Origin of the sequence: Streptomyces griseorubiginosus, from assembly GCF_036345115.1 — a bacterium.
GTDB lineage: Bacteria > Actinomycetota > Actinomycetes > Streptomycetales > Streptomycetaceae > Streptomyces > Streptomyces griseorubiginosus_C.
On sequence record NZ_CP107766.1, the window covers coordinates 767,625 to 786,733 of the forward strand.

The following is a 19,109-nucleotide window of genomic DNA, read 5'->3' on the forward strand; positions in this document are numbered from 1 at the left end:
GGGGCCTCCTAACGTCCGGCCTGGTCGCGGTAGTCGGCCGCGGTCTGCTTGAGCGCCTGGCGTGGGCTGACGTCACCGCGGTAGGCGCGCAGGAGGTTGCCCGCGAGGACGTCGAAGAGGATCGACTGGTCGGGGCTCTGGTAGAAGGCGGGGACGTCGGGCAGCAACGACCGGTAGAGCCTGAAGAGTTGCTGGCCGCCGCAGAAGTCGTCCTTCGTGGCGTTGAGGGCCGGGTCCTCGTACACGGAGCGGCGGGTGGGCAGATAGCCGGTCTCGGTGAAGCGGCGGACCTGGCCTTCGTGGGTGAGCCAGGTGTTGAGCAGGAAGTCGACGGCGGCCTCGGTGTTGGCCTTGTCCTTGACGACACCGAATCCGGTGCCGCCGAGGGCCGCGGTCACTCCGCCGCCCTTCGTGAACCGGGGCAGGCCCCGGACCCGCCATCTCCCCTTCTGCTCGGGCACGTTGGGGAGCAGGCCGTAGTTCTTGTACCAGATCGCCATGGGCAGCCCCGCGACCTTGTTCGTCTTCAGGGCGGTCTGCATGGCCGCCCCGTAGTAGTCGGAGATGTCGATGACGAAGCCGGTGCGCAGCCCGTCGCACAGGAACCGCAGGGTCTCCTCGGCCTCCGGTGAGTCGAGGACCAGTTCTCCGTCGGCGTCGAAGAAGGCGCCGCCGCGCTGGTAGAGCAGCATCTGGAAGGACTGGACGACCTGTCCGGCGTCGCTGCCGACCGTGGAGACGACACAGAGGGAGGCGCCGTGGTCCTGGTGCACGCGGGCGCCGAGTTCGGCGTACTCCTCCCAAGTGGCCGTGTCCGTGGGGAGGTTCCACTTCGAGAACAGGTCGTCGCGGTAGTAGTAGACGACCATCGGGGTGTCGGAGTCGAGGGCGTAGAGGCCGCCGTCCTTGCTGTAGGGGGCGAGGCGGGCGGGCAGCAGGTCGTCCTTCAGGCCTGGGACGCCGGCGATGTCGGGGGTGAGGTCGTGCAGCAGGCGGGGCGCGATGTCGCCGCGCAGCATGCGGGGGAAGCTGCCGATCTCGAAGCCGATCGTGTCGGGGGTGCCGCGGCCGGCGACGGCCTGGGCGAGGAGCTTGGTGACGAGGTCGGCGGGTCCCGCGCGGGTGACGTCGAGGTGGTAGCGGAAGTCGGTGAGCCGGTCGGCCTCCGGGATGCCCTTGCGGAAGAAGGCCTCGTAGCCGGGGTCGTGGGTCCACAGGGACAGGGTCACGTCTCCGGAGGTGCGGACGGTGGTGGTGCCGGCGCCGCAGGCGGTGAGGGCGGCGGCGGTGCCCAGGCCGAGGGCGCCGCGCAGCAGGGTGCGGCGGGTCGGGGGTGCGGGGAACACACGTGACTCCTCACGTGGTGCGGCTACGGGGAGCGCGGGTGCGGCCGTCCCTGGCGGCACGCGCGGGCAGGGCGGAGCGGGCCCGTGGCGGGGTGCGCCGCGGGCCGTCGCGCCGACGGTTCAGCGAAGGGGTGGTGCGGGTTCGCGTACCGGGCCGCTGGAGGCCCGTACGGTCAACTCGGTTGCGGTGGGCGTGTGTTCGGCCGGGACGGGTCTGTCCTCGATCATGGCGATGAGCACGTCGACGGCCCGGTCGGCGACCGCGGTGAAGTCCTGGCGGACGGTGGTCAGGGGCGGGGCGAGATAGGCGGCGGCGGGGATGTCGTCGAAGCCGACGACGCTGACGTCACCGGGGACGGACCGGCCCGCCTCGGCGAAGGCCCGCAGCGCGCCGATCGCCATGTCGTCGTTGGCGGCGAACACGGCGGTGACGTCGGAGAGTTGGGCGAGCTGACGGCCGGCCGTGTAGCCGGAGGCGGGGCTCCAGTCGCCCTCGACCGGCAGCGGGGGTTCGGGGGCACCGGCGGCGGCGAGGGCCTCGCGCCACCCGCGGGCGCGGTCGCGGGCGGCCCACCAGTCGTGCGGTCCCGGGATGTGCCAGACGGTGCGGTGTCCCAGGGAGAGCAGGTGCTCGGTGGCGGTCCGGGCGGCCGCGACCCCGTCGGCGCCGACGACGGCGCTGTTGCCGTGGCCGACCTCGACGCCTTCGCCGAGGCTGACCACCGGCACGTCCGCGCTCAGGCGCAGGGGTGTGCCGTCGTCGATCGGCTCGGACAGGACGATGCCGTCCACGCCCTGTTCCAGGAGCGCCTCCACGGCGACCTGGACCGGCTGTCCCTCCAGGGTTCCGGCCAGGGTGAAGGCGTATCCCTTGCGGTGCATGGCCCGCTCCAGGGCGAGGAGCAGGGTGGCGGGGCCGTAGAGCGCGCTGCCGAGCGAGACCACGCCGATCCGTCGGTAGCGGCCGAGGAGCAGGGCGCGCGCCGCGCTGTTCGGGCGGTAGCCCAGCTCCTCCACGGCCCGGAGCACGCGGTCGCGCACCTCCGGGCTGACGTGCGGTTCGCCGTTGACGACCCGAGACACGGTCTTCTGGGAGACACCGGCGGCGCGCGCGACCTCGGTCATGCCGGGGCCGCGGCGAGGACGGCGGGAGGCGGGTGTCGTCATCTGCTCTCCTTGTCGACTACGTAGTCATACAACGTCTCGGCAGGGCCGCCCAGCTGGATGACTACGTAGTCAAGACAGTGACACCTTCCTCCGGACCGCGTCAATGCTTCTAACGCGATGGAAGTTCGGTACGCGACGGATCAGTAGCCGTACCGGCTCTTCAGGTGGCGCCAGAAGTCACGCAGCATCCACTTGTCGAACTCGGTGATCTGGGTCGCGCTGCCCGCGTTCATGAGGAAGCAGCACTGGCCGGTGGGGGTCCAGTCGTAGAAGTCGTCGAGGCCGAAGGTGTGGCCGACCTCGTGGAGATAGATGTGGATGTTCTCCTGGGCGAGGGCTCCGGTGAAGTACTCCTGGCCGACGCGCTGGCCCCAGTCCCCGCCGGCGCCGCCCTGGAAGCCCTTGGTGAGCCAGAGCGACTGGTCGTAATGGCGGGCCACGCCGCCGGGGCACTTCGAGTAGTTGCCGTCCTGGTGGAAGAAGCGGCCGCAGTCGGGGGCGCACTGCGGGGCGCCGCCGGAGTCGAGGTTTCCGGCGTAGATGTCGACCGAGTTGTCGGTCCACTGGAGGGTGGAGCGGTTCTTCACCGCCCAGCCGACGATATTGACGGGGACGGTGGCGTAGGGCCAGGCGTTGGTGCCGGTGCCGTTGTCGAGCATGGCCGCCATCCACTTGCCGAACTGCTTCTTCAGCGCCGCGTGGACCTGGTCGCGCAGGGCGGCGCTGACGGGGGCGTCGGACTCCCAGCGGACGCAGTAGTTGACGCTGCCCTTGTTCGCGACGACCTGGTCCCAGCCGTAGTTGCGGAAGCCGTAGAGGTTGCCGTAGGTCGACTCGACGTGGTTCCACACCTCGCCCAGGGGCTGTACGAGGTTCGCGGGCGGGTTCCAGGTGTCCGCCGCCTGCGCGGGGGTCGCGGTGACGGCGGGGCCGGCGAATGCCGCGAGCAGGGTGGCGAGGACGGTGACGAGACGCACGATACGGGTGCGCATGGAGTGAACTCCCTTCGTGGGGGTGGGATTTCACTGGGGAGTCGCCGCCGGGGGCGTTCGGGTTGCCCCATGTCGCGTGTGGCCGGGCGGGGGCGGGGCGGGGGTAAACCGAAGCGGAATGTGAGCCACCCCACAATCGATACGCTCCCGTTTCGATAGCCGCGGGGCTACGCTGATCCCACGAGAACGAAACGGTTTCGTTTAGCACGATTGCCCGCTGGGCGAGGATGGAGCACGCACGCCATGACCAGCATCCTCATCGCCACCGGCCAGGCACTTCAGCGTGTCGGCCTCCGTATGCTCCTGGAGTCGCAGCCCGATCTGACCGTGGTCGGCGAGGCGGCACCCGGGCCCGAGACGGTCCGGCTCAGCGCCCTGCTCCGGCCGGACGTCGTCCTGCTGGACAGCCGTAGCGGCGACGCGGACACCGCGGAGACGGTGCGCCGCATCGCCCATGCTCCGGACGGGCCCGCGCCGCACGTCCTGCTGCTCACCGCGGACGACGACACCTCGCCCTACGCCGCCCTGCGCGCCGGGGCCGCCGGGCATCTGCCCGAGGGGGCCACCGCGGAGGAACTCGTCGCGGCCGTCCGGGTCGTGGCCGCCGGGGACGTCGTCGTCTCCCCCGGGCTGACCCGCGCGCTCATCGACGCCGTCCGCAACCAGCGGGCCCTGGACGGTCCGGCGCCGGGCAACCGGCTGGGCAGCCTCACGGGACGCGAGCGCGACGTGCTCGCCGCGGTCGCCTCCGGCGACTCCAACTCCGAGATCGCCGACCGGCTCTCCATCGCGCCGACCACGGTGAAGTCCCACGTCAGCAACATCCTCACCAAGATCGGCGCCCGCGGCCGGGTCCAGGCGGTCGTCTTCGCCTACGAGTCGGGCCTGGTGCGACCGGCCCAGCACGTGCTGCACGCGTGAGAGCCACGGCCTCGTGCGGGCCGGGGCCCGCCGGTTCCGGTCGCAGGGCGGCTGCGGGCAGGTGGTGGCTGGTCGCGCAGTTCCCCGCGCCCCTGGCCAGTTGCCGTTGACCTGCGCCATGACGGGCCGGTCAGCCACCCGCGCCCGCCACTCACCCGCCTCCGGCGAGCGCCACCACGCCGGGGGCTGGGGCGTGGCCCGGCACAGGCGTGTACCGGAGGTCAGGGGGCGGGCCGACACCGCCGCGCCCCGGGACGCCTGGGGCCGCACGGCCTCGCCACCGGCCGACAGGCTCGGGGCGGGCGGCATCGCCGTCGGCCGGGAAGCATGGGCGGTTCGGCACCGGCGGCCGGGAAGCTCGGGTCAGGGTCGGCGCCTCCGCGCACCGGAAGACCCGCACGCGCCCCCACACCACCCCCCGCCGAAACCAGCCGCATACCGGTCCCGGCCTCCGCACGCCCGGAGCCCGGAGCGACTCGGCATCACCACACGCCGGACGCCCCGAGGCCGGTCCGCAGCACCACACCCTGGAACACCCCGATGCCGGTCCGCAGCACCACACGCCCGAACACCCCGAGGCCGCTCCACATCACCACACCCTGGAACACCCCGATGCCGGTCCGCAGCACCAGACACCGGAACACCCCGATGCCGCTCACGGTCGCCGCGTCGGAAGGTCCAAACTCGGGGCCGCCGTCGAGGTCAGCGGCAGCGATCACGCGGCGGTGTAGCCGAGTTGGCGTCGCATGTACGGCGTCATCAACGTCTTCGCCTTGGCCAAAGTGGTCGTGCGGCCGCCGAGGACCGCCGTCTCGCCGCCCGGCACCGGGAGCATCGTCACGCCGTCGGCCGGGCCGAAGGGGACGATCAGTGGGGTGCGGTGGATGGGTCGGTAGAAGCGGGGCTCCTTGCGGTGGCGGCCCGAACTGTTCAGGTGGGCGCGGATGTTCCAGGCGGCGAGGTCGGCCTGGGCGAGCGCGGCCGGGGTGATCTTCAGCTCGCTGGCGTCGTTGACGTCGCCGACCGCGAAGACGTCCAGGTGCCCCTCGGCCCGCAGCGCCCGGTCGACCTTCACATGCCCGGACGGGTTCAGCCAGTCGCCGTGTCCGGCGAGGCGCAGCCAGAGCGTGTTGGGCGTGGTGCCGGTGGCCCAGAAGGAGAGGTCGGCGGAGATGACGTCGCCGTGGGCTTCGCGGTAGGTGCCGAAGTCGTTGCCCGGCGACATGAAGGAGTTCAGCCGGATCTCCACGTCGTGGGCCTCCAGCCAGGCGAGCGCCCTGCGTCCGGCCCGCTCGCTGCCGGTGTTGCTCAGCAGCGCGGGACCGGAGTGCGCGAGCGTGACCCGGACGTCCGGCCGGGCCAGCCGGATCTCGGCGCTGAGCTCGACGCCCGAGGGTCCGCCGCCGACCACGAGGATGTGCTCGGCGAAAGCGATCTTCTGCTGGTGCTCGTTGAAGGTCTTCACCGCCTCCTCGGTGGTGGTCCCGCCGAACCGGGCCGGCGCCGGATAGTCGGCGCCGGTCGCGATCACCACCACGTCGTACGGCAGCCGCGTCCCGTCTGCCAGCAGCACCCGCCGTTCGGCGGTGTCGATGGTGACCGCCTTGCCGACGACGACCCGGCCGTGGCGCAGCAGCCGGTCGTACGGGATGAACGGGGTCACCGTCCACTCCCTGCGCACACCGGCGCGCAGGGAGGAGATGCGGTGGAAGAAGACCTCCTTGCGGTCCACCAGGGTGACCCGCGCCGTGGGGTCCAGCCGTTTGGCGAGCCGGACGCCCGCATATCCGCCACCGATCACCACTACGTCGCCGTCGCTCACCGAGTCTCCTGAAACCGTGGGGGGGAGGAGTGCCTTGACGGACCAGCCGCTCCCCCGAGCACTCGGATGACGGCGAGCGTAACGTTTGAAACCTCAAGTGTCAGCCGGGTCCTGTGAGCTTTCCGTGAAGTTGTCGGATTCAGGCGTCCCCGGCGCCCAACTCGTACTCCAGCCAGATGCGGTGGGTGCCGTCGGCGTCGACCGCGAGGCCGCCGGTGCCGGAGATGCCCGCCAGGTCGCCGGTGCCGCTGGCGGGTACGATGTGGAAGAACTCCGCGCTGCGGTCGCTGCCGGAGGTCGTCGCCGAGTGCACGAAGTTGAAGGCGCCGGACCGGCCGTGCAGGGAGCCCTCGAAGGACTCCATGGCCACATAGGTGCCGACGCCGGACTCCTGGTCGTAGGCGGCGGTGAACAAGGTCGCCGCACGGCCGGCGACCTCGCCCTCGAAGTGCTTCTCGATCGTCGCGACGCCGACCGGGAGCCCGGTGACGACCGGCGGCTCCGGCTTCAGCTCGGTCGGCACGAACGCTTTGACGCTGAATGTTCCGTCGGCTCTCATGCGCTGACGGTACCGACCGGGTCCGACAATGCCCGCTGACCTGCGCGTCTACTCGGGCGGGGTCGGCGTGTCGTGGGTGCGGTACATGGCCTGGACGTCGAGTTCCAGCTGGACGGTGGGGCCGACGACCGCGATGCCCCGGGCCAGCATGGACCGCCAGTTCAGGGTGTAGTCCTCGCGGTGGAGTTCCGCCGTGGCGAGGGCCGCGCAGCGCAGTTCCTCGCCGTAGCCGCCGTTGACCGTGCCCAGATAGGTGGTGTCCAGGGCGACCGAGCGGCTCACGCCGTGCATGGTCAGGGTGCCCTGGAGGGTCCACTTGCTGCCGCCGCGGTAGGCGAAGCGGGTGCTGACGAAGTCGATGTGCGGGAAGCGTTCGACGTCGAGGAAGTCGCCGGAGCGCAGGTGGTTGTCGCGGGTGGTGTTGCCGGTGGTGATGCTGGAGGCGTCGATGCGGACCTGGACCCGGGACTGGGACATGTCCTGCGCGACCTGGATCCCGCCCTCGAAGCGCTCGAAGCGGCCGTGCACGTGCGCCATGCCGACGTGCTTGGCGATGAAACGGATCGCGGTGTGCGGCGGATCGAACAACCAGACGCCGGGCGTGGGCAGTTGGAGTGCCTGGGCGGGCTGGAGCCAGACCCGCTCGGCGGGTGCCGACCCGGTGGGCCCGACCTCGACGGTCTCGCGGTGCGGCTGGAGCCCCTCGGCCGCGGCCAGCAGGCTGTAGCGGCCGGGCGGGAGTACGGCGACGAAGTAGCCGTAGGGGTCGGTCGTCCCGCGCGCCGCGACGCGGTGGGTGTCCAGGGCGGTGACGGTGACGTCGGCGCCTCCCATGGGCGAGCCCATCGGGTCGACGATCTCACGGGCCACGGCGCCCGCGCCTTGCGGGAGGGGGACGGAGAGGCCCGCCGCCTCGGCAAGGGCAGCCTTGGACCGCCGGCGCCTGAGGAGTGCGAGGGCCATGATGTTCACCTTTCTTAGGGGACGTGCTGTTCTGCTGCGGGACTCACGGCCGGCGGCCCTCGAAGGCCGCCTGGAGCACAGCCCGCACGCCGTCCGTCGTCACGGGACGCGGATTGGCGTACGGCTGCCCCGCCACCTGTGCGGCCGCCTCGGCCACGTCGGTCTCCTCGAGGCCGAGTTCGGCGAGGGAGCGCGGAGCGCCGAGGCGCCCGGCCAGGTCCCACAGGGCGTGTGACGGGTCGTCGGCGTCGAGTGCCCGGCTCAGCACGGACAACGCCCCGGGAACGGCGGGGGCGTTGTAGGCGAGGGCGTACGGCAGGACGACCGTGTGGGTCTCGGCGTGCGGCAGGCCGAAGGTGCCGCCGAGGACGTGGCAGAGCTTGTGGTGCAGGCCCATGGTGGTGGAGCCGAGGCAGGCCCCGCACAGCCATGCCGCGTACAGGGCCCGGCCCCGCGCGTCCAGGTCAGCGGGCCGCGCGGCGAGCAGCGGGAGCGCCTCGGCCATCGCCCGTACGCCCTCCTCGGCCATCAGCGCGATCAGCGGGGAGGTGTCGGGGGCGTAGAGGGCCTCGACGGCGTGTGCGAGGGCGTTGACGCCGCTGGTCACGGTCAAGGGCACCGGCAGGGAGAGGGTCAGCTCGGGGTCGTAGACGACACTGCGGGGCTGGACCTTCGGGTCGCGGCCGGTGCGCTTGACCCCGGCCTCCGTGAGGCCCCAGACGGGGGTCATCTCGGAGCCCGAGTAGGTCGACGGCACGGCGATCAGGGGCAGTGCGGTGCGCAGGGCGATCGCCTTGCCGAGGCCGATGGAGGAGCCGCCGCCGACCGCGACGACCCCGTCCGCGCCCACCGCACGTGCCGCCGCCTCGGCCCGGTCGGAGTCCTCGACGGGGACGTGCATCCGGGCCTCCGCGTGCAGCCCGGCACAGCGGTCGCCGAGTGCGTCCGCGACCGCCCGTGCGACGGACTCGCCCCGGCTGCCGCACACCACCAACAGCCGCCGCAGGCCCAGGTGTTCGGCCTCGGCTGGGGTGGCGGTCACGGCGGCGCCGGGCCGGAAGACGACCCGGCCGGGGCGGCTCTCATGGGTGAAGTCGCCCATGTACGTCATGCGTTGGGCTCCAGGACCAGGTCGAAGCGGGCGTGCCGGAACGGGTTCGGCATGCCGAACTCCGCGGCCAGAACCGGGTCGTCGGTCGTGGCGAAGTCCTGCACCAGGCTCTGCTTCACGGCGAAGACGGCGTCGGAGTCGAGGTAGTCGCTGCCCGCGACGAAGATGTGCGTGGTGACGGGGACGTGCCCCTCGGCGCTCACGATGAAGTGGATGTGGGCGGGCCGGTAGGGGTGTCGACCGGTCGCGCGGAGCAGGTCGCCGACCGGGCCGTCGGTGGGGATCGGGTAGGGCGCCGGGACACAGGTGCGGAACCAGAAGCGGCCCTCGGTGTCGGCGGTGAACAGTCCCCGGCCGTTGCCCGCGGGCTGTTCGTCGGGCTGCTGGACGTCGTAGAAGCCCTGGTCGTCGGCCTGCCACACGTCGAGGACCGCGCCGGGCAGCGGGGTGCCGTCCGCGGAGCGGACCCGGCCGCTGACCACGCAGGGCTCGGCGCCGCCCACCAGATCGATGTCGTCACCGAGTTCCCGCACGGGCGACTCGGTCATGTGGAAGGGGCCGAGCACGGTGGACTCGGTGGCGCCCTGCACACGGTCGCCGTTGATCGTCTCGACCAGCATGGAGACGCCGAGGACGTCCGAGAGGAGGATGAACTCCTGCCGGGTGTCGGTGCACTTCTGTCCGGTCGCCGTCAGGAAGGCGATCGCCTGCTCCCACTCCTGCTGGGTGAGCCGGCTCTCGCGCACGAAGTCGTGCAGATGGCCGATGAGGCCCGTGAGCAGCTCGCGCAGGCGGGGGTCGGCCGTCCGCCGGAGGCCGGCGACGGCCTCCTCGGTGACACCGGCCCCGGTCGCGTCCGTGGTCATCCCGGCTCCTCCTCGTCGACGTGCGGGTTCTTCCATGGTCGCGCTTCTCAGGCGTGTCCGAGGATGCGACGCAGCGCGTCGGAGAGAAGTGCTTCGGCGTCGGGGGCGGCGGTCGCGTGCCGGAAGGCCACGAACCCGTCGGGCCGTACGAGCAGGGCGCCCGCGTCGGAGATCTCACTGAGCCGCGCCCAGTCGCCGTACGGGTCCTCGTACTGCTGTCCGGGCCCGACGACGACGGTGGCGATGTCGAGGTCCTGTGCCTCGGCGGCCCGCAGCCAGCCCTCGCCGCCGATGCCGGTGAGGAGGGTGAAGCGGCCCTGGCCGACCGTGTCCAGGGTGGACACCGTCCGCGTGCCCGAGGTGAGCCAGGCGTGCGGGATGCGGGCGCCGGGTCGGGAGGTGGGCTGGTGGTGGAGTTCGGGGTCGCGAACGAAGGTCTCCGCGGGAGTGCCGTCGGGGACGATCGCGTCCGAGGCGTAGCGCTGGTTGAGGTCGACGCCGTGCGCGTTGAACTCGTAGACCTTGAAGGCGATGGCCTCGCGCAGCTTCGCCCGCTGCTTCTCGGCGGCCTCGGTGGCGTCCTTGCGGGCGGCGATGTTGGCCCACAGTTGCTCGGGGGTCTGTGGGGAGAGTCCGTCGAGGGCCTCGAAGATCGGGGCGGTCTCGCCGATGGACTGGTTGGCGCGGGTGACGACCTGCTTGCCGATCGGGGCGCGTTCGGCGGTGTAGGTGTCGAGGAGCTTCGGGGAGGCGGTGCCGTCGAGGACGAGCTTGAGCTTCCAGGCGAGGTTGTAGGAGTCCTGGATGGAGGTGTTGGAGCCGAGGCCGTTGGACGGCGGGTGTCGGTGGGTGGCGTCTCCGGCGCAGAAGACCCGGCCGTGGGAGTAGGTCTCGGCGTACATCTCGTTGACGGTCCAGGCGGAGGACGACTTGATGGTCACCGGGATCTCGTCGTCGCCGACCAGCTGCCGTACGACGGACTCGGCGTACTCCGTGGTGAGGTCGGGGGCGCCCGCGGTGACGTCGTACCCCCACACGATCAGCCACTCGTTCCACGGCCGTACGCAGCGCACCAGGCCCGCGCCGATGCCGCCGACGGTGGCGCCCGGGGCGAGGACCCAGTAGAGGGTGGAGGGGCGGTGGGCCGTGTACTTGCTCAGGTCGGCCTCGAAGACGATGTTGATGCTGCCGGCCACGCCCATCTGGCCGCCCATCGGCAGCCCGGCGTCCTCGGCGACCTTGGAGCGGCCGCCGTCGGCGCCGATCAGGTACTTCGCGCGGATCTCGTACGTGTCCCCGCGCAGCCGGTCCCGGACGGTGGCCGTCACGCCGCCTGTGTCCTGGGTGTGGGAGAGGTACTCGGTCTGGAAGCGCAGGGCCGTGCCGCGGGCGACGGCCGCGTCGACCAGGACCGGCTCCATGAGGTGCTGGGGCATGTCGCACATGCGGGTGGGGCTGGCGAGTTCGTGGGCGGCCTGGACGAGCGGGTCGTTGCCCCAGGAGCGCACCCGGCCGAGTTCCTCGCCGGCCAGGCTGGTGCAGAAGGTCGTGTTGCCCATCAGGTGCTGCGGGGTCGCCTGCGCGATCACCTCCTGCTCCACGCCGAGGTCGCGGAGCACCTCCATCGTGCGCTGGTTGGTGATGTGCGCGCGGGGGGTGTCGGCGAGGCTCGCGTAGCGGGTGACGACGATGTTGGGGACGCCGTAGGTGCTCAGGGCGAGCGCGGCCGAGGCTCCGGCCGGCCCGCTGCCTACGATCAGGACGTCGGTCTCGACGACGGTGGACACGGGGCGCTCCTGGCGGGGCTCACGGACGGCGGACAGTCTTGATCATGGTGGGGCGGGGCGGTGCGCGGGTGTCTCAATTCGATACATCGGCCTCCGGCGGCGGGGGTCCTGCCGTACCTCCGGGATTCCGGCTGCATCGGCCTTCCCTCGGCAGAGGTCCGTCCGCACGGGGCAGTCGTTGCGCGTTCAACCGAACCCGCTACGGTGGGTTCGTCGTGACCACCACAGAGCCCTCCCCCGCAGTCCACGCCCTCCCGCCGCTGGGAGTGGCGCGGGAGCACTTCCTGTCCGGGCACCCGGTGCCCGACGGGGTTCCGGAGGAGGTGCTCGCGGCGTGGCGGCGGGCGCGGTTCTACGGTGTGCCGCACGACCTGAAGGAGCCCGCCGCGCCGGTGCCCCGGCCCGGTGAGTCCCTCCTGCTCGACGCCGCCCGGCCGGTGCTCGAACGGATCGCCCCCGCGCTGGGCCCCGGCCGCTCGGCCCTCGTCCTCACCGACGCGCGACTGCGGGTGCTGTGGACGTCCGGCGGGCCCCCCGGACTGCCCGCGTGTCCCGGACTGTCGGAGCAGGAGGTCGGCCACAACAGCGCGGCCCTCGCGCTGCGCACCCGGCGCCGGGCGGAGGTGCACGGACCCGAGCACTTCCTCGACGTGTGGCAGGACGTGTCCGCGGTCAGCGTCCCGGTGCTCGCGCCGAAGAGCGGCCACGCGCTCGGCACGCTCACCGTCGCCTCGCACCTGCGCGGCGGCCGCCCGCCGCATCCGCAGGCGGCGCTCGCCGAGGCCGCGGCCACCGCGGTGGAGGCCGAACTGCTCGCCCGGGCGGGACGCCCCGAACAGCTGCTCCTCGACGCCTACTTGCGGGCAGTACGCGGCGACGACCGCGCGGTGGCCGCGCTGGACGGCCGCAACCGTCTGCTCAGCGCGGCGGCGGAACGGCTGGCGACCGAGGACGTGCTGCGGGCTCTCGAGCGTACGGCGGTGACGGCACGGCACTCGGACACACCGCCGGCCGCCGCACTGCCCGAGGACGCCGGGTGCACGGCCCGGATCGACGTGGTGCGGCAGGACGGGGTGGTCCTGGGCATCGTGGCCGTCCTGCAGGCGCGGGACGAGCACACACCGCGGCCCCGGCCACGCCCCCTCCCCGCCCTGGCCGGTTCCTCGCTCCCCTGGCGGTACGCCGTGGACCGCGCCGCAGGACTGACCCGCTCGCCCGAGCCCGTGCTGCTGACCGGTGAGCGCGGAACGGGCAAGACCGCGCTGGCCCGGGAGTTGCTCGACCGCTCGCCCGCCCGCATCGTCGACGCGGCCGAAGACGGCGCACTCGAAGGGGAGTTGGCGCAGTGGGCCGCGCGGGGCCCGCTGCTCCTGCGGCACGCCGAACGGCTGACGCAGCCCGCCGTGGCCGCGCTGAACTCGCTGCTCGACGCGCACCCGGACGCCCGGCTGCTGGTCACCCACACCCCCGGCACCCCGCCCGGCCCGTGCCTCCAGCGGCTCCTCGACAAGCTGGCCGCCCGCTCGGTCACCCTGCCGCCGCTGCGCGAACGCACCGAGGACATCAGGGAGTTGCTGGCGGCCCTCGCCCCGCGCCCCGCGCCGGGCCGTCCTCCGCTGACCTGGACCCTGGACGCCCTGCGCGCGCTCGAACAGCACCCGTGGCCCGGGAACGTCACCGAACTGGCCCATGTGGTGCAGGCGTTGGCGGAACACCGGCGGGCCTCCGGGCCGATCCGCCGGGCCGAGCTGCCCGACTCCCTGCGGGAGGGCCCCGCCGTCCGCCCGCTCAGCCCGATGGAGCACGCCGAGCGCGCCACGATCCTCGAGACCCTGCACCGCCACGGCGGCAACAAGTCCCGCGCGGCGGCGGCCCTGGGCATCGGCCGGGCGACGCTGTACCGCAAGCTGCGGGAGTACGAGGGCTGAGGCCCGCCCTGGTTCCGGGAGGGGAGCGCGCATTCACGGGGCCCGGGGCGCCCGCCGCCGCCCGAGGACTTGCCGCGCTGATCGGCGGGGCGGCTGAGCGGGTCACAGCAAGGCTGCATACCGTAGGAGGAGATCACCACCTGCCCGGGAGCACGCATGACCGGTAGCCGTCGTAAGAGACCCGGCGACGCCTTCGACGCCATCGAGCCCCCGGGCGATGCCGAGGTGGTCGTCGGGGTGGTGTCCGTGACCGTCCTCGTGGAGGTCCTCGGCGCGCTGTCCGGGTCCGAGGTGTGGCTGCTGGGGCTCCTGGTGTTCCTGCCGGGCGCGGCCTCGGCGCTGGGCACGGTCCGCCAGACGACGTTCGTCGCGGTGTGGACCACGGTCGTCGTCACCGCGAGCGTGCTGCTGCGGGACCGCGACGCGGGCCACTGGTTCGACCGGCTCCTGCTGATCCTGTTCACCGTGGGCCTCGCCGCGACCTCGGTCTACGGCTGCCACCGGCGGATCAGGCGCGAGGAGGCGATGCTGCGGCTGCGGTCCACCGCCGCGGCCATGCAGCGGCACATCCTGCACCCCCTCCCGCTGATCACCGACGACGTGCTGGTCAACGGCGTGTACGAGCCGCTCCAGGAGGACCGGCTGGTCGGCGGCGACATCTACGACGTCGTCGAGTCGCCGTTCGGGACCCGGGTGCTGATCGGGGACGTGCAGGGCAAGGGGCTGACCGCCGTGGGCGCCGCGTTCGCCGTCATCGGCGCCTTCCGCGAGGCCGCCTACCGCGAGCCCACTCTCACCGCGCTGGTGGACGCCCTGGACGCGGCGGTCGTACGGCACAACTCCTACGCCACGCACACCGGCGACGACGAACGCTTCGTCACCGCGCTCGTCGTCGGCGTCGACGCGGAGATGGAGGTCCAGGCCGTCAACTGCGGACATGTCCTGCCGTACGTCCTGTACGACGGCAAGGTCAGCGCCCTCGATCTGGAGGCGGGGGTCCCCCTCGGCCTGGCCGAGCTCGCCGCCGAGCCCACGACCGTCGGCTGGTTCGACTTCCCCACCGGCGCGACGCTGCTGCTGAGCACGGACGGTCTCACCGAGACGCGCTCGGCCGACGGCACGTTCTACCCGGTCGACGAACGTCTGACGAACTACGTCGACTTCTCCCCCACCGAGCTGCCGCAGGCCCTGCACGAGGACGCCCGCACGTTCGCCGGGCACGGCGGCCAGCAGGACGACGTGGCCGTCCTGACCGTGCGCCGCGCGCGGCGACACTGAGGTCCCAGGGACGCCGACTGCCTTGCCGCGCACGGGGATTGCCGCCTCACGGCTCCGGGTGCGGAGGGTGTCGGCGCCGTGCCGTCGGGTCCGGGGGCCGGGGGCTCCGGCGCCGTACCATCGGCCTCATGGACAAGCCTTCACTGCCGGCCGACGGTTCTCTCGACGAGGAGGCGGACGCGTTCCAGCGGCTGCGGCCCCGGCTGTTCGGGATCGCCTACCGGATCCTGGGCAGTGTGTCCGAGGCCGAGGACGTGGTGCAGGACGCGTGGCTGCGGTGGCAGGGCACCGACCGGGGCGGGGTGCTGAATCCCGGGGCCTTCCTTGCCACGACCACCACCCGGCTGGCGATCAACGTGGCCCAGTCGGCCCGGGTGCGGCGTGAGGCGTACGTCGGTCCGTGGCTGCCGGAGCCCGTGGACACGAGCGTGGACCCGCAGGTCGGCGCGGAGCGCGGTGAGGCACTGGAGCTGGCCGTGCTGCTGGTCCTGGAGAAACTGAATCCGGTGGAGCGGGCCGCCTATGTGCTGCGGGAGGCGTTCGACTATCCGTACGACGAGATCGCGGGCATCGTCCAGCTCAGCCAGGCCAATGTGCGGCAGATCGTCAGCCGGGCGCGCAAACGGCTGGCCGCGGAGCGCCGTGAACGGGTCGAGGCGGCGGAGCACCGGCGGCTCCTGCACGCCTTCGTCGCGGCGGCGCGGCACGGTGACGTGGCCGCGCTGGAGAGCGTGCTGTCCGCCGACGTCGTGGCCTACGCGGACGGCAACGGACTGCGGGGCGTGGCGCGGCTGGAGGTCGTGGGCGCCGGGCGCGTGGCGAAGATCAGCGCGTTCGTCAACAAGTTCCTCCCCGGCGCCGAGTTCGCCTTCGCCGAGGCCAACGGCCTGCCCAGCCTGCTGATCGTCAGGGACGGCGAGACCGTCGGCCTGGTGAGCGCGACGGTGGGCCCGGACGGCATCGACGGCCTGTACTGGGTACTGGCACCCGAGAAACTCCGGGCGTACGAGAGGTCGTCGGGGCGGACGGGGGTTGGGAGCGGGGGGTGAGCTGAGCCGGGGCGGGGGCGGGCGCTGATCTGGGGTGGCGGGTGAGCCGAGCCAGGGGCGGGGGCTGGTGCTGCGGCGGCCGGGGCACCGACAGGCACACGCCTTCCAGCTCCAGCCCCTCCCTGCCGCTCCCGCCCGGCCCCGCTCCCCGCCCCCGTCAGTTCCCTGCGAGCCAGTCCTCGTAGCGCGTCGGCGCCGTGGGAACCGTGTCGTCGCCGGTGAGGACGCCGTCCGGGATGCCCGCGAACATGCCGGCGCTCTCGTCGGTGACGACGCGGCGGCCGTCCGGCTTCGCGGCGAGGGTCAGTTCGGCGAGCCGGTCGAGACGGTGGATCTCGGGGCCGGCCAGCAGGCGCAGCCCGTTCACCGGCTCCCCCTGCGCCGCCTCGGCGACCACGGCGGCGACGTCCGCGGCGGCGATCGGGCGCAGCTGGGTGGGCGGCAGGTGCACGTCCCGGCCCTCGGTGGTCAGGTCCATCACGGGCGCGACGAACTCGAAGAACTGGGCCACCCGCACGATCGTGAAGGGCACCCCGCTCGCCCGTACCGCGTCCTCCTGCGCGACCTTGGCCAGGTAGTAGCCGAGCCCTGGCACCTGGTCGACGCCGATGATGGAGAGCGCGACATGGTGGCGGACCCCGGCCTCCTGTTCCGCCGCCGTGAGGTTCCGCATCGCCCGCGTGAAGAAGTCGATGGCGGCGTCCTTCTCGAACGACGGGGAGTTCGCCACGTCCACGACCACGTCCGCGCCCTTGAGCACGTCCGCGAGCCCCTCCCCGGTGAGCGTGTCGACGCCCGTGCTCGGCGCGGCCGCCACGGCCTCGTGGCCACCCGCCCGCAGCAGGTCCACCACCTGCGATCCGATGCGGCCGGTGCCTCCGATGACGACGATCTTCATCTCTGTCTCCCTCTCCTGTCCGGGTCCCGCGGTGACGGGACCCTCGGAGACAGGACCGGACAGCGTCGGAATCTGTGACAGCAGACGAAAAACTCCGCAATCTGAACAACTCCACGGGGGCCCCACGTTGTTCAAGAGTGAAGGACCCGAGGCGAACCAGAACCGTGAGGCCATCTTGTCGAAGACACCGTCCGCCGCCCGCCTGGGCCTGGGGACCCGCAACTGGCGGGTGGCAAGAAAACTCCAGGCCATCCTCCTGATCCCGGTGATCATCGCCCTGGTCCTCGGCGGTATCCGCGTCAAACGCTCGGTGGACACCTGGCAGGACGCCGACGACGCGGTCCGGGTGGCGGAACTGGTCCAGGCCGCGAACAAGTACGCCAGCGACGCCATCAACGAGCGCGATGTGTCGGTCATCCCGCTGGTCAAGGGCGACCGGACGTCGAGCGTGGTCACCAAGGCCCGGGCCGTGACCGACGCGGACGCGAAGGCGTTCGACGAGGCGGTCCGGCGGATGCCGCAGACCCCCGGACTGCTGCGCCGGGTCGAACTGGTCCGCGCCGGCGAGAAGCAACTCGCGTCGGTGCGCGCCAACGCCTTCACCCCCCGGCTGACCGGTGTGCAGACCGAGGAGAGCTATCACGCCGTCCAGCACCCGCTGATGGAGATCTCCAACGAGCTCGGCTTCGGCAGCACCAACCAGGCCAGCTTCGGCCGCACCCTCTACGCGGTCTCCCTCACCCAGGCCGCCGAGTCCCTGATCCGGGCGATCGGCACCCACCTGCTCACCGAGGACCGCAGCAAGCTCGCCCAGGGCGAACTCCAGGTCCAGCTGGGCTCGTTCAGCTCGTACGTCTATCTCGAACAGGTCGCGCTCCAGGAGTACGCCGGTGCCGGCACCGCCGGTGACATGACCCGGCTGCGCAAGGCGCTGACCGACGCGGAAGCGCAAGGCAAGGAACAGGTGGCGAAGGCCCAGGGTCAGGCCGAGGCGGCCGGACGGACCTTCGTGGCCCCGCCGAGCCTGGAGCGGATGACCAGCGAGATCGCCTCCGGGAAGTCGGCCGAGCAGCTCGCCGCACAGGGCATCACGCCCGAGACCTTCTTCGCCGCCTCCACCCTCAGCTTCGACGCGTACCGCAGCGTCGAGGTGTACCTCACCGACAGCGCCCTGGCGGACGCCCACAGCATCGCCGACGACGCCCGCACCGACGCCATCGTCAACGCCGCGCTGGTCCTGTTCGCGGTCCTGGTCGCCTTCCTGCTCGCCGCCTGGGTGGCCCGGACGATGAGCACCAGCATGCGCCGGCTGAGCGCCTCGGCCCACGAGATCGCCGAGCAGCGGCTCCCCGCGCTGCTCACCCAGCTCACCCGGGCCATCCCCGGCCGGGTCGACTCCCAGGTGGCGCCGATCCCGATCACCACCACGGACGAGATCGGCGAGGTCGCCCGCGCCTTCGACCACGTGCACCGCGAGGCCGTCCGGCTGGCCGCCGAACAGGCCCTGCTGCGCGCCAACATCAACACGATCTTCAGCAACCTGGCCCGCCGCAACCAGTCCCTGATCGAACGCCAACTCGCCCTGATCACCGGCCTGGAGGGCAAGGAGGCCGACCCCGACCAGCTGGCCAACCTCTTCAAACTGGACCACCTCGCCACCCGGGTCCGCCGCAACGGCGAGAACCTCCTCGTGCTCGGCGGCGAGACCCCGGCCCAGCAGTGGAACCAGCCGCTGCCCCTGGTCGACGTCATCCGCGCCGCGGCCTCCGAGGTCGAGCAGTACGAGCGCGTGGAGCTGTCGGGTATCCCGGAGGCCGAGATCCACGGCCGGGCCGTGACCGACCTGGTGCACCTGCTGGCCGAACTCCTGGAGAACGCCACGACGTTCTCCTCGCCGCACTCCAGTGTCCGGGTCACCGCGGCTCGGCTGCCCGACGGGCGGATCATGGTCGAGATCCACGACCGGGGCATCGGACTGCCGCCCGAGGACCTGGCCGACATCAACCACCACCTGGCCGACCCGCCCACCGTGGACGTGGCGATCTCGCAGCGGATGGGCCTGTACGTGGTCGGCCGCCTGGCCGACCGGCACGGGGTCCGGGTGCAGCTGCGTCCGGGCGACGAGGGCCAGGGCACCACCGCTCTGGCGATGCTGCCCGACACGATCACCTACCGGGCCCCGGGAGCGGCACCCGACCCCGACACCCTGGCCCTGGCCGCCTTCGCCGATCCCCGCCTCCAGGACGCCGCCGGCCGCGGTTACGAGGCGTGGGACGACCGGCCGACCCACCGGAGGCGGCGCTGACACACCCCGGCATGCCGAGGCGCGGGTGCCCCCCGGCCGACGCCGGTGTGCATGTGCAGGGCCGGTAAATGCCCTTGGTGCGGCGGCAGTTGTGACGGCAGGATGATCGTGTGGCGT

General features: G+C 72.4%; 16 protein-coding genes. 5 read left to right on the forward strand and 11 right to left on the reverse strand.

The window, feature by feature from the left end; translation table 11 throughout:
- Positions 1–8 precede the first annotated feature (8 nt).
- The 3 genes from OHN19_RS03595 to OHN19_RS03605 form a co-directional block, all read right to left on the reverse strand.
- Positions 9–1,346, reverse strand: a complete 1,338-nt coding sequence (locus OHN19_RS03595) for an ABC transporter substrate-binding protein (protein ID WP_330262698.1) — start codon at positions 1,344–1,346, stop codon at positions 9–11.
- A gap of 120 nt (positions 1,347–1,466) precedes the next feature.
- Entirely contained in the window at positions 1,467–2,513 is a 1,047-nt protein-coding gene (locus tag OHN19_RS03600; protein WP_330262699.1) for a LacI family DNA-binding transcriptional regulator, read from the reverse strand.
- Positions 2,514–2,653: 140 nt separating this feature from the next.
- Positions 2,654–3,505, reverse strand: coding sequence for a hypothetical protein (locus tag OHN19_RS03605; protein ID WP_330262700.1), 852 nt, complete (start codon positions 3,503–3,505; stop codon positions 2,654–2,656).
- 243 nt (positions 3,506–3,748) lie between these two features.
- On the opposite strand from OHN19_RS03605, the gene OHN19_RS03610 reads away from it, so the two are divergent.
- Positions 3,749–4,426 carry a response regulator transcription factor gene (locus OHN19_RS03610; RefSeq protein ID WP_330262701.1) on the forward strand — a complete coding sequence of 226 codons (678 nt, stop codon included), beginning with the start codon at positions 3,749–3,751 and terminating at the stop codon, positions 4,424–4,426.
- 482 nt (positions 4,427–4,908) lie between these two features.
- Here OHN19_RS03610 and OHN19_RS03615 read toward each other — a convergent pair whose 3' ends face one another.
- The 7 genes from OHN19_RS03615 to OHN19_RS03645 all read right to left on the reverse strand — a co-directional run bounded on the left by OHN19_RS03615 (position 4,909) and on the right by OHN19_RS03645 (position 11,534).
- The gene (locus OHN19_RS03615) at positions 4,909–5,145 is read right to left on the reverse strand and encodes a hypothetical protein (RefSeq protein ID WP_330262702.1); all 237 of its coding nucleotides are present in this window, start codon (positions 5,143–5,145) and stop codon (positions 4,909–4,911) included.
- Positions 5,142–6,248, reverse strand: a complete 1,107-nt coding sequence (locus tag OHN19_RS03620) for an NAD(P)/FAD-dependent oxidoreductase (protein ID WP_330262703.1) — start codon at positions 6,246–6,248, stop codon at positions 5,142–5,144. The genes OHN19_RS03615 and OHN19_RS03620 overlap by 4 nt, the downstream gene beginning before the upstream one ends.
- A 139-nt stretch (positions 6,249–6,387) precedes the next feature.
- Entirely contained in the window at positions 6,388–6,807 is a 420-nt protein-coding gene (locus OHN19_RS03625; RefSeq protein WP_330262704.1) for a DUF3224 domain-containing protein, read from the reverse strand.
- Positions 6,808–6,855: 48 nt separating this feature from the next.
- On the reverse strand, positions 6,856–7,770 hold the full coding sequence (locus tag OHN19_RS03630) for a YceI family protein (RefSeq protein WP_330262705.1): 915 nt from the start codon (positions 7,768–7,770) through the stop codon (positions 6,856–6,858).
- A gap of 43 nt (positions 7,771–7,813) precedes the next feature.
- The gene (locus OHN19_RS03635; RefSeq protein ID WP_330262706.1) at positions 7,814–8,881 is read right to left on the reverse strand and encodes a maleylacetate reductase; all 1,068 of its coding nucleotides are present in this window, start codon (positions 8,879–8,881) and stop codon (positions 7,814–7,816) included.
- Positions 8,878–9,747 (reverse strand): intradiol ring-cleavage dioxygenase, encoded by an 870-nt coding sequence (locus OHN19_RS03640; RefSeq protein ID WP_330262707.1) that lies wholly within the window; start codon positions 9,745–9,747, stop codon positions 8,878–8,880. Before OHN19_RS03640 ends, OHN19_RS03635 begins: the two co-directional genes overlap by 4 nt.
- Positions 9,748–9,794: 47 nt before the next feature.
- Positions 9,795–11,534, reverse strand: coding sequence for an FAD-dependent monooxygenase (locus OHN19_RS03645; RefSeq protein WP_330262708.1), 1,740 nt, complete (start codon positions 11,532–11,534; stop codon positions 9,795–9,797).
- Positions 11,535–11,749: 215 nt separating this feature from the next.
- Here OHN19_RS03645 and OHN19_RS03650 point away from each other — a divergent pair, with 215 nt between their 5' ends.
- The 3 genes from OHN19_RS03650 to sigJ all read left to right on the forward strand — a co-directional run bounded on the left by OHN19_RS03650 (position 11,750) and on the right by sigJ (position 15,789).
- Complete coding sequence (locus OHN19_RS03650) at positions 11,750–13,462, forward strand: sigma-54-dependent Fis family transcriptional regulator (protein WP_330262709.1); 1,713 nt, start codon at positions 11,750–11,752, stop codon at positions 13,460–13,462.
- Positions 13,463–13,618: 156 nt separating this feature from the next.
- Complete coding sequence (locus OHN19_RS03655) at positions 13,619–14,740, forward strand: PP2C family protein-serine/threonine phosphatase (RefSeq protein WP_330262710.1); 1,122 nt, start codon at positions 13,619–13,621, stop codon at positions 14,738–14,740.
- Positions 14,741–14,868: 128 nt separating this feature from the next.
- Positions 14,869–15,789 (forward strand): RNA polymerase sigma factor SigJ, encoded by a 921-nt coding sequence (gene sigJ, locus OHN19_RS03660; RefSeq protein WP_330262711.1) that lies wholly within the window; start codon positions 14,869–14,871, stop codon positions 15,787–15,789.
- A 157-nt stretch (positions 15,790–15,946) separates the two neighbouring features.
- Here the strand turns inward: sigJ and OHN19_RS03665 are convergent, their stop codons facing one another.
- The gene (locus OHN19_RS03665; protein WP_330262712.1) at positions 15,947–16,687 is read right to left on the reverse strand and encodes an SDR family oxidoreductase; all 741 of its coding nucleotides are present in this window, start codon (positions 16,685–16,687) and stop codon (positions 15,947–15,949) included.
- A 175-nt stretch (positions 16,688–16,862) separates the two neighbouring features.
- Between OHN19_RS03665 and OHN19_RS03670 the strand changes: the two genes are divergently transcribed.
- Positions 16,863–18,992, forward strand: coding sequence for a nitrate- and nitrite sensing domain-containing protein (locus tag OHN19_RS03670; RefSeq protein ID WP_330262713.1), 2,130 nt, complete (start codon positions 16,863–16,865; stop codon positions 18,990–18,992).
- The last annotated feature ends 117 nt before the right edge of the window (positions 18,993–19,109 follow it).

Bases quoted from the DNA above. Each gene is read 5' to 3' on its own strand.
- OHN19_RS03610 (WP_330262701.1), top strand. From the start codon at position 3,749: ATGACCAGCATCCTCATCGCCACCGGCCAGGCACTTCAGCGTGTCGGC.
- OHN19_RS03635 (WP_330262706.1), bottom strand. From the start codon at position 8,881: ATGACGTACATGGGCGACTTCACCCATGAGAGCCGCCCCGGCCGGGTC.
- OHN19_RS03630 (WP_330262705.1), bottom strand. From the start codon at position 7,770: ATGGCCCTCGCACTCCTCAGGCGCCGGCGGTCCAAGGCTGCCCTTGCC.
- OHN19_RS03600 (WP_330262699.1), bottom strand. From the start codon at position 2,513: ATGACGACACCCGCCTCCCGCCGTCCTCGCCGCGGCCCCGGCATGACC.
- OHN19_RS03665 (WP_330262712.1), bottom strand. From the start codon at position 16,687: ATGAAGATCGTCGTCATCGGAGGCACCGGCCGCATCGGATCGCAGGTG.
- OHN19_RS03605 (WP_330262700.1), bottom strand. From the start codon at position 3,505: ATGCGCACCCGTATCGTGCGTCTCGTCACCGTCCTCGCCACCCTGCTC.
- OHN19_RS03625 (WP_330262704.1), bottom strand. From the start codon at position 6,807: ATGAGAGCCGACGGAACATTCAGCGTCAAAGCGTTCGTGCCGACCGAG.
- sigJ (WP_330262711.1), top strand. From the start codon at position 14,869: ATGGACAAGCCTTCACTGCCGGCCGACGGTTCTCTCGACGAGGAGGCG.
- OHN19_RS03640 (WP_330262707.1), bottom strand. From the start codon at position 9,747: ATGACCACGGACGCGACCGGGGCCGGTGTCACCGAGGAGGCCGTCGCC.
- OHN19_RS03655 (WP_330262710.1), top strand. From the start codon at position 13,619: ATGACCGGTAGCCGTCGTAAGAGACCCGGCGACGCCTTCGACGCCATC.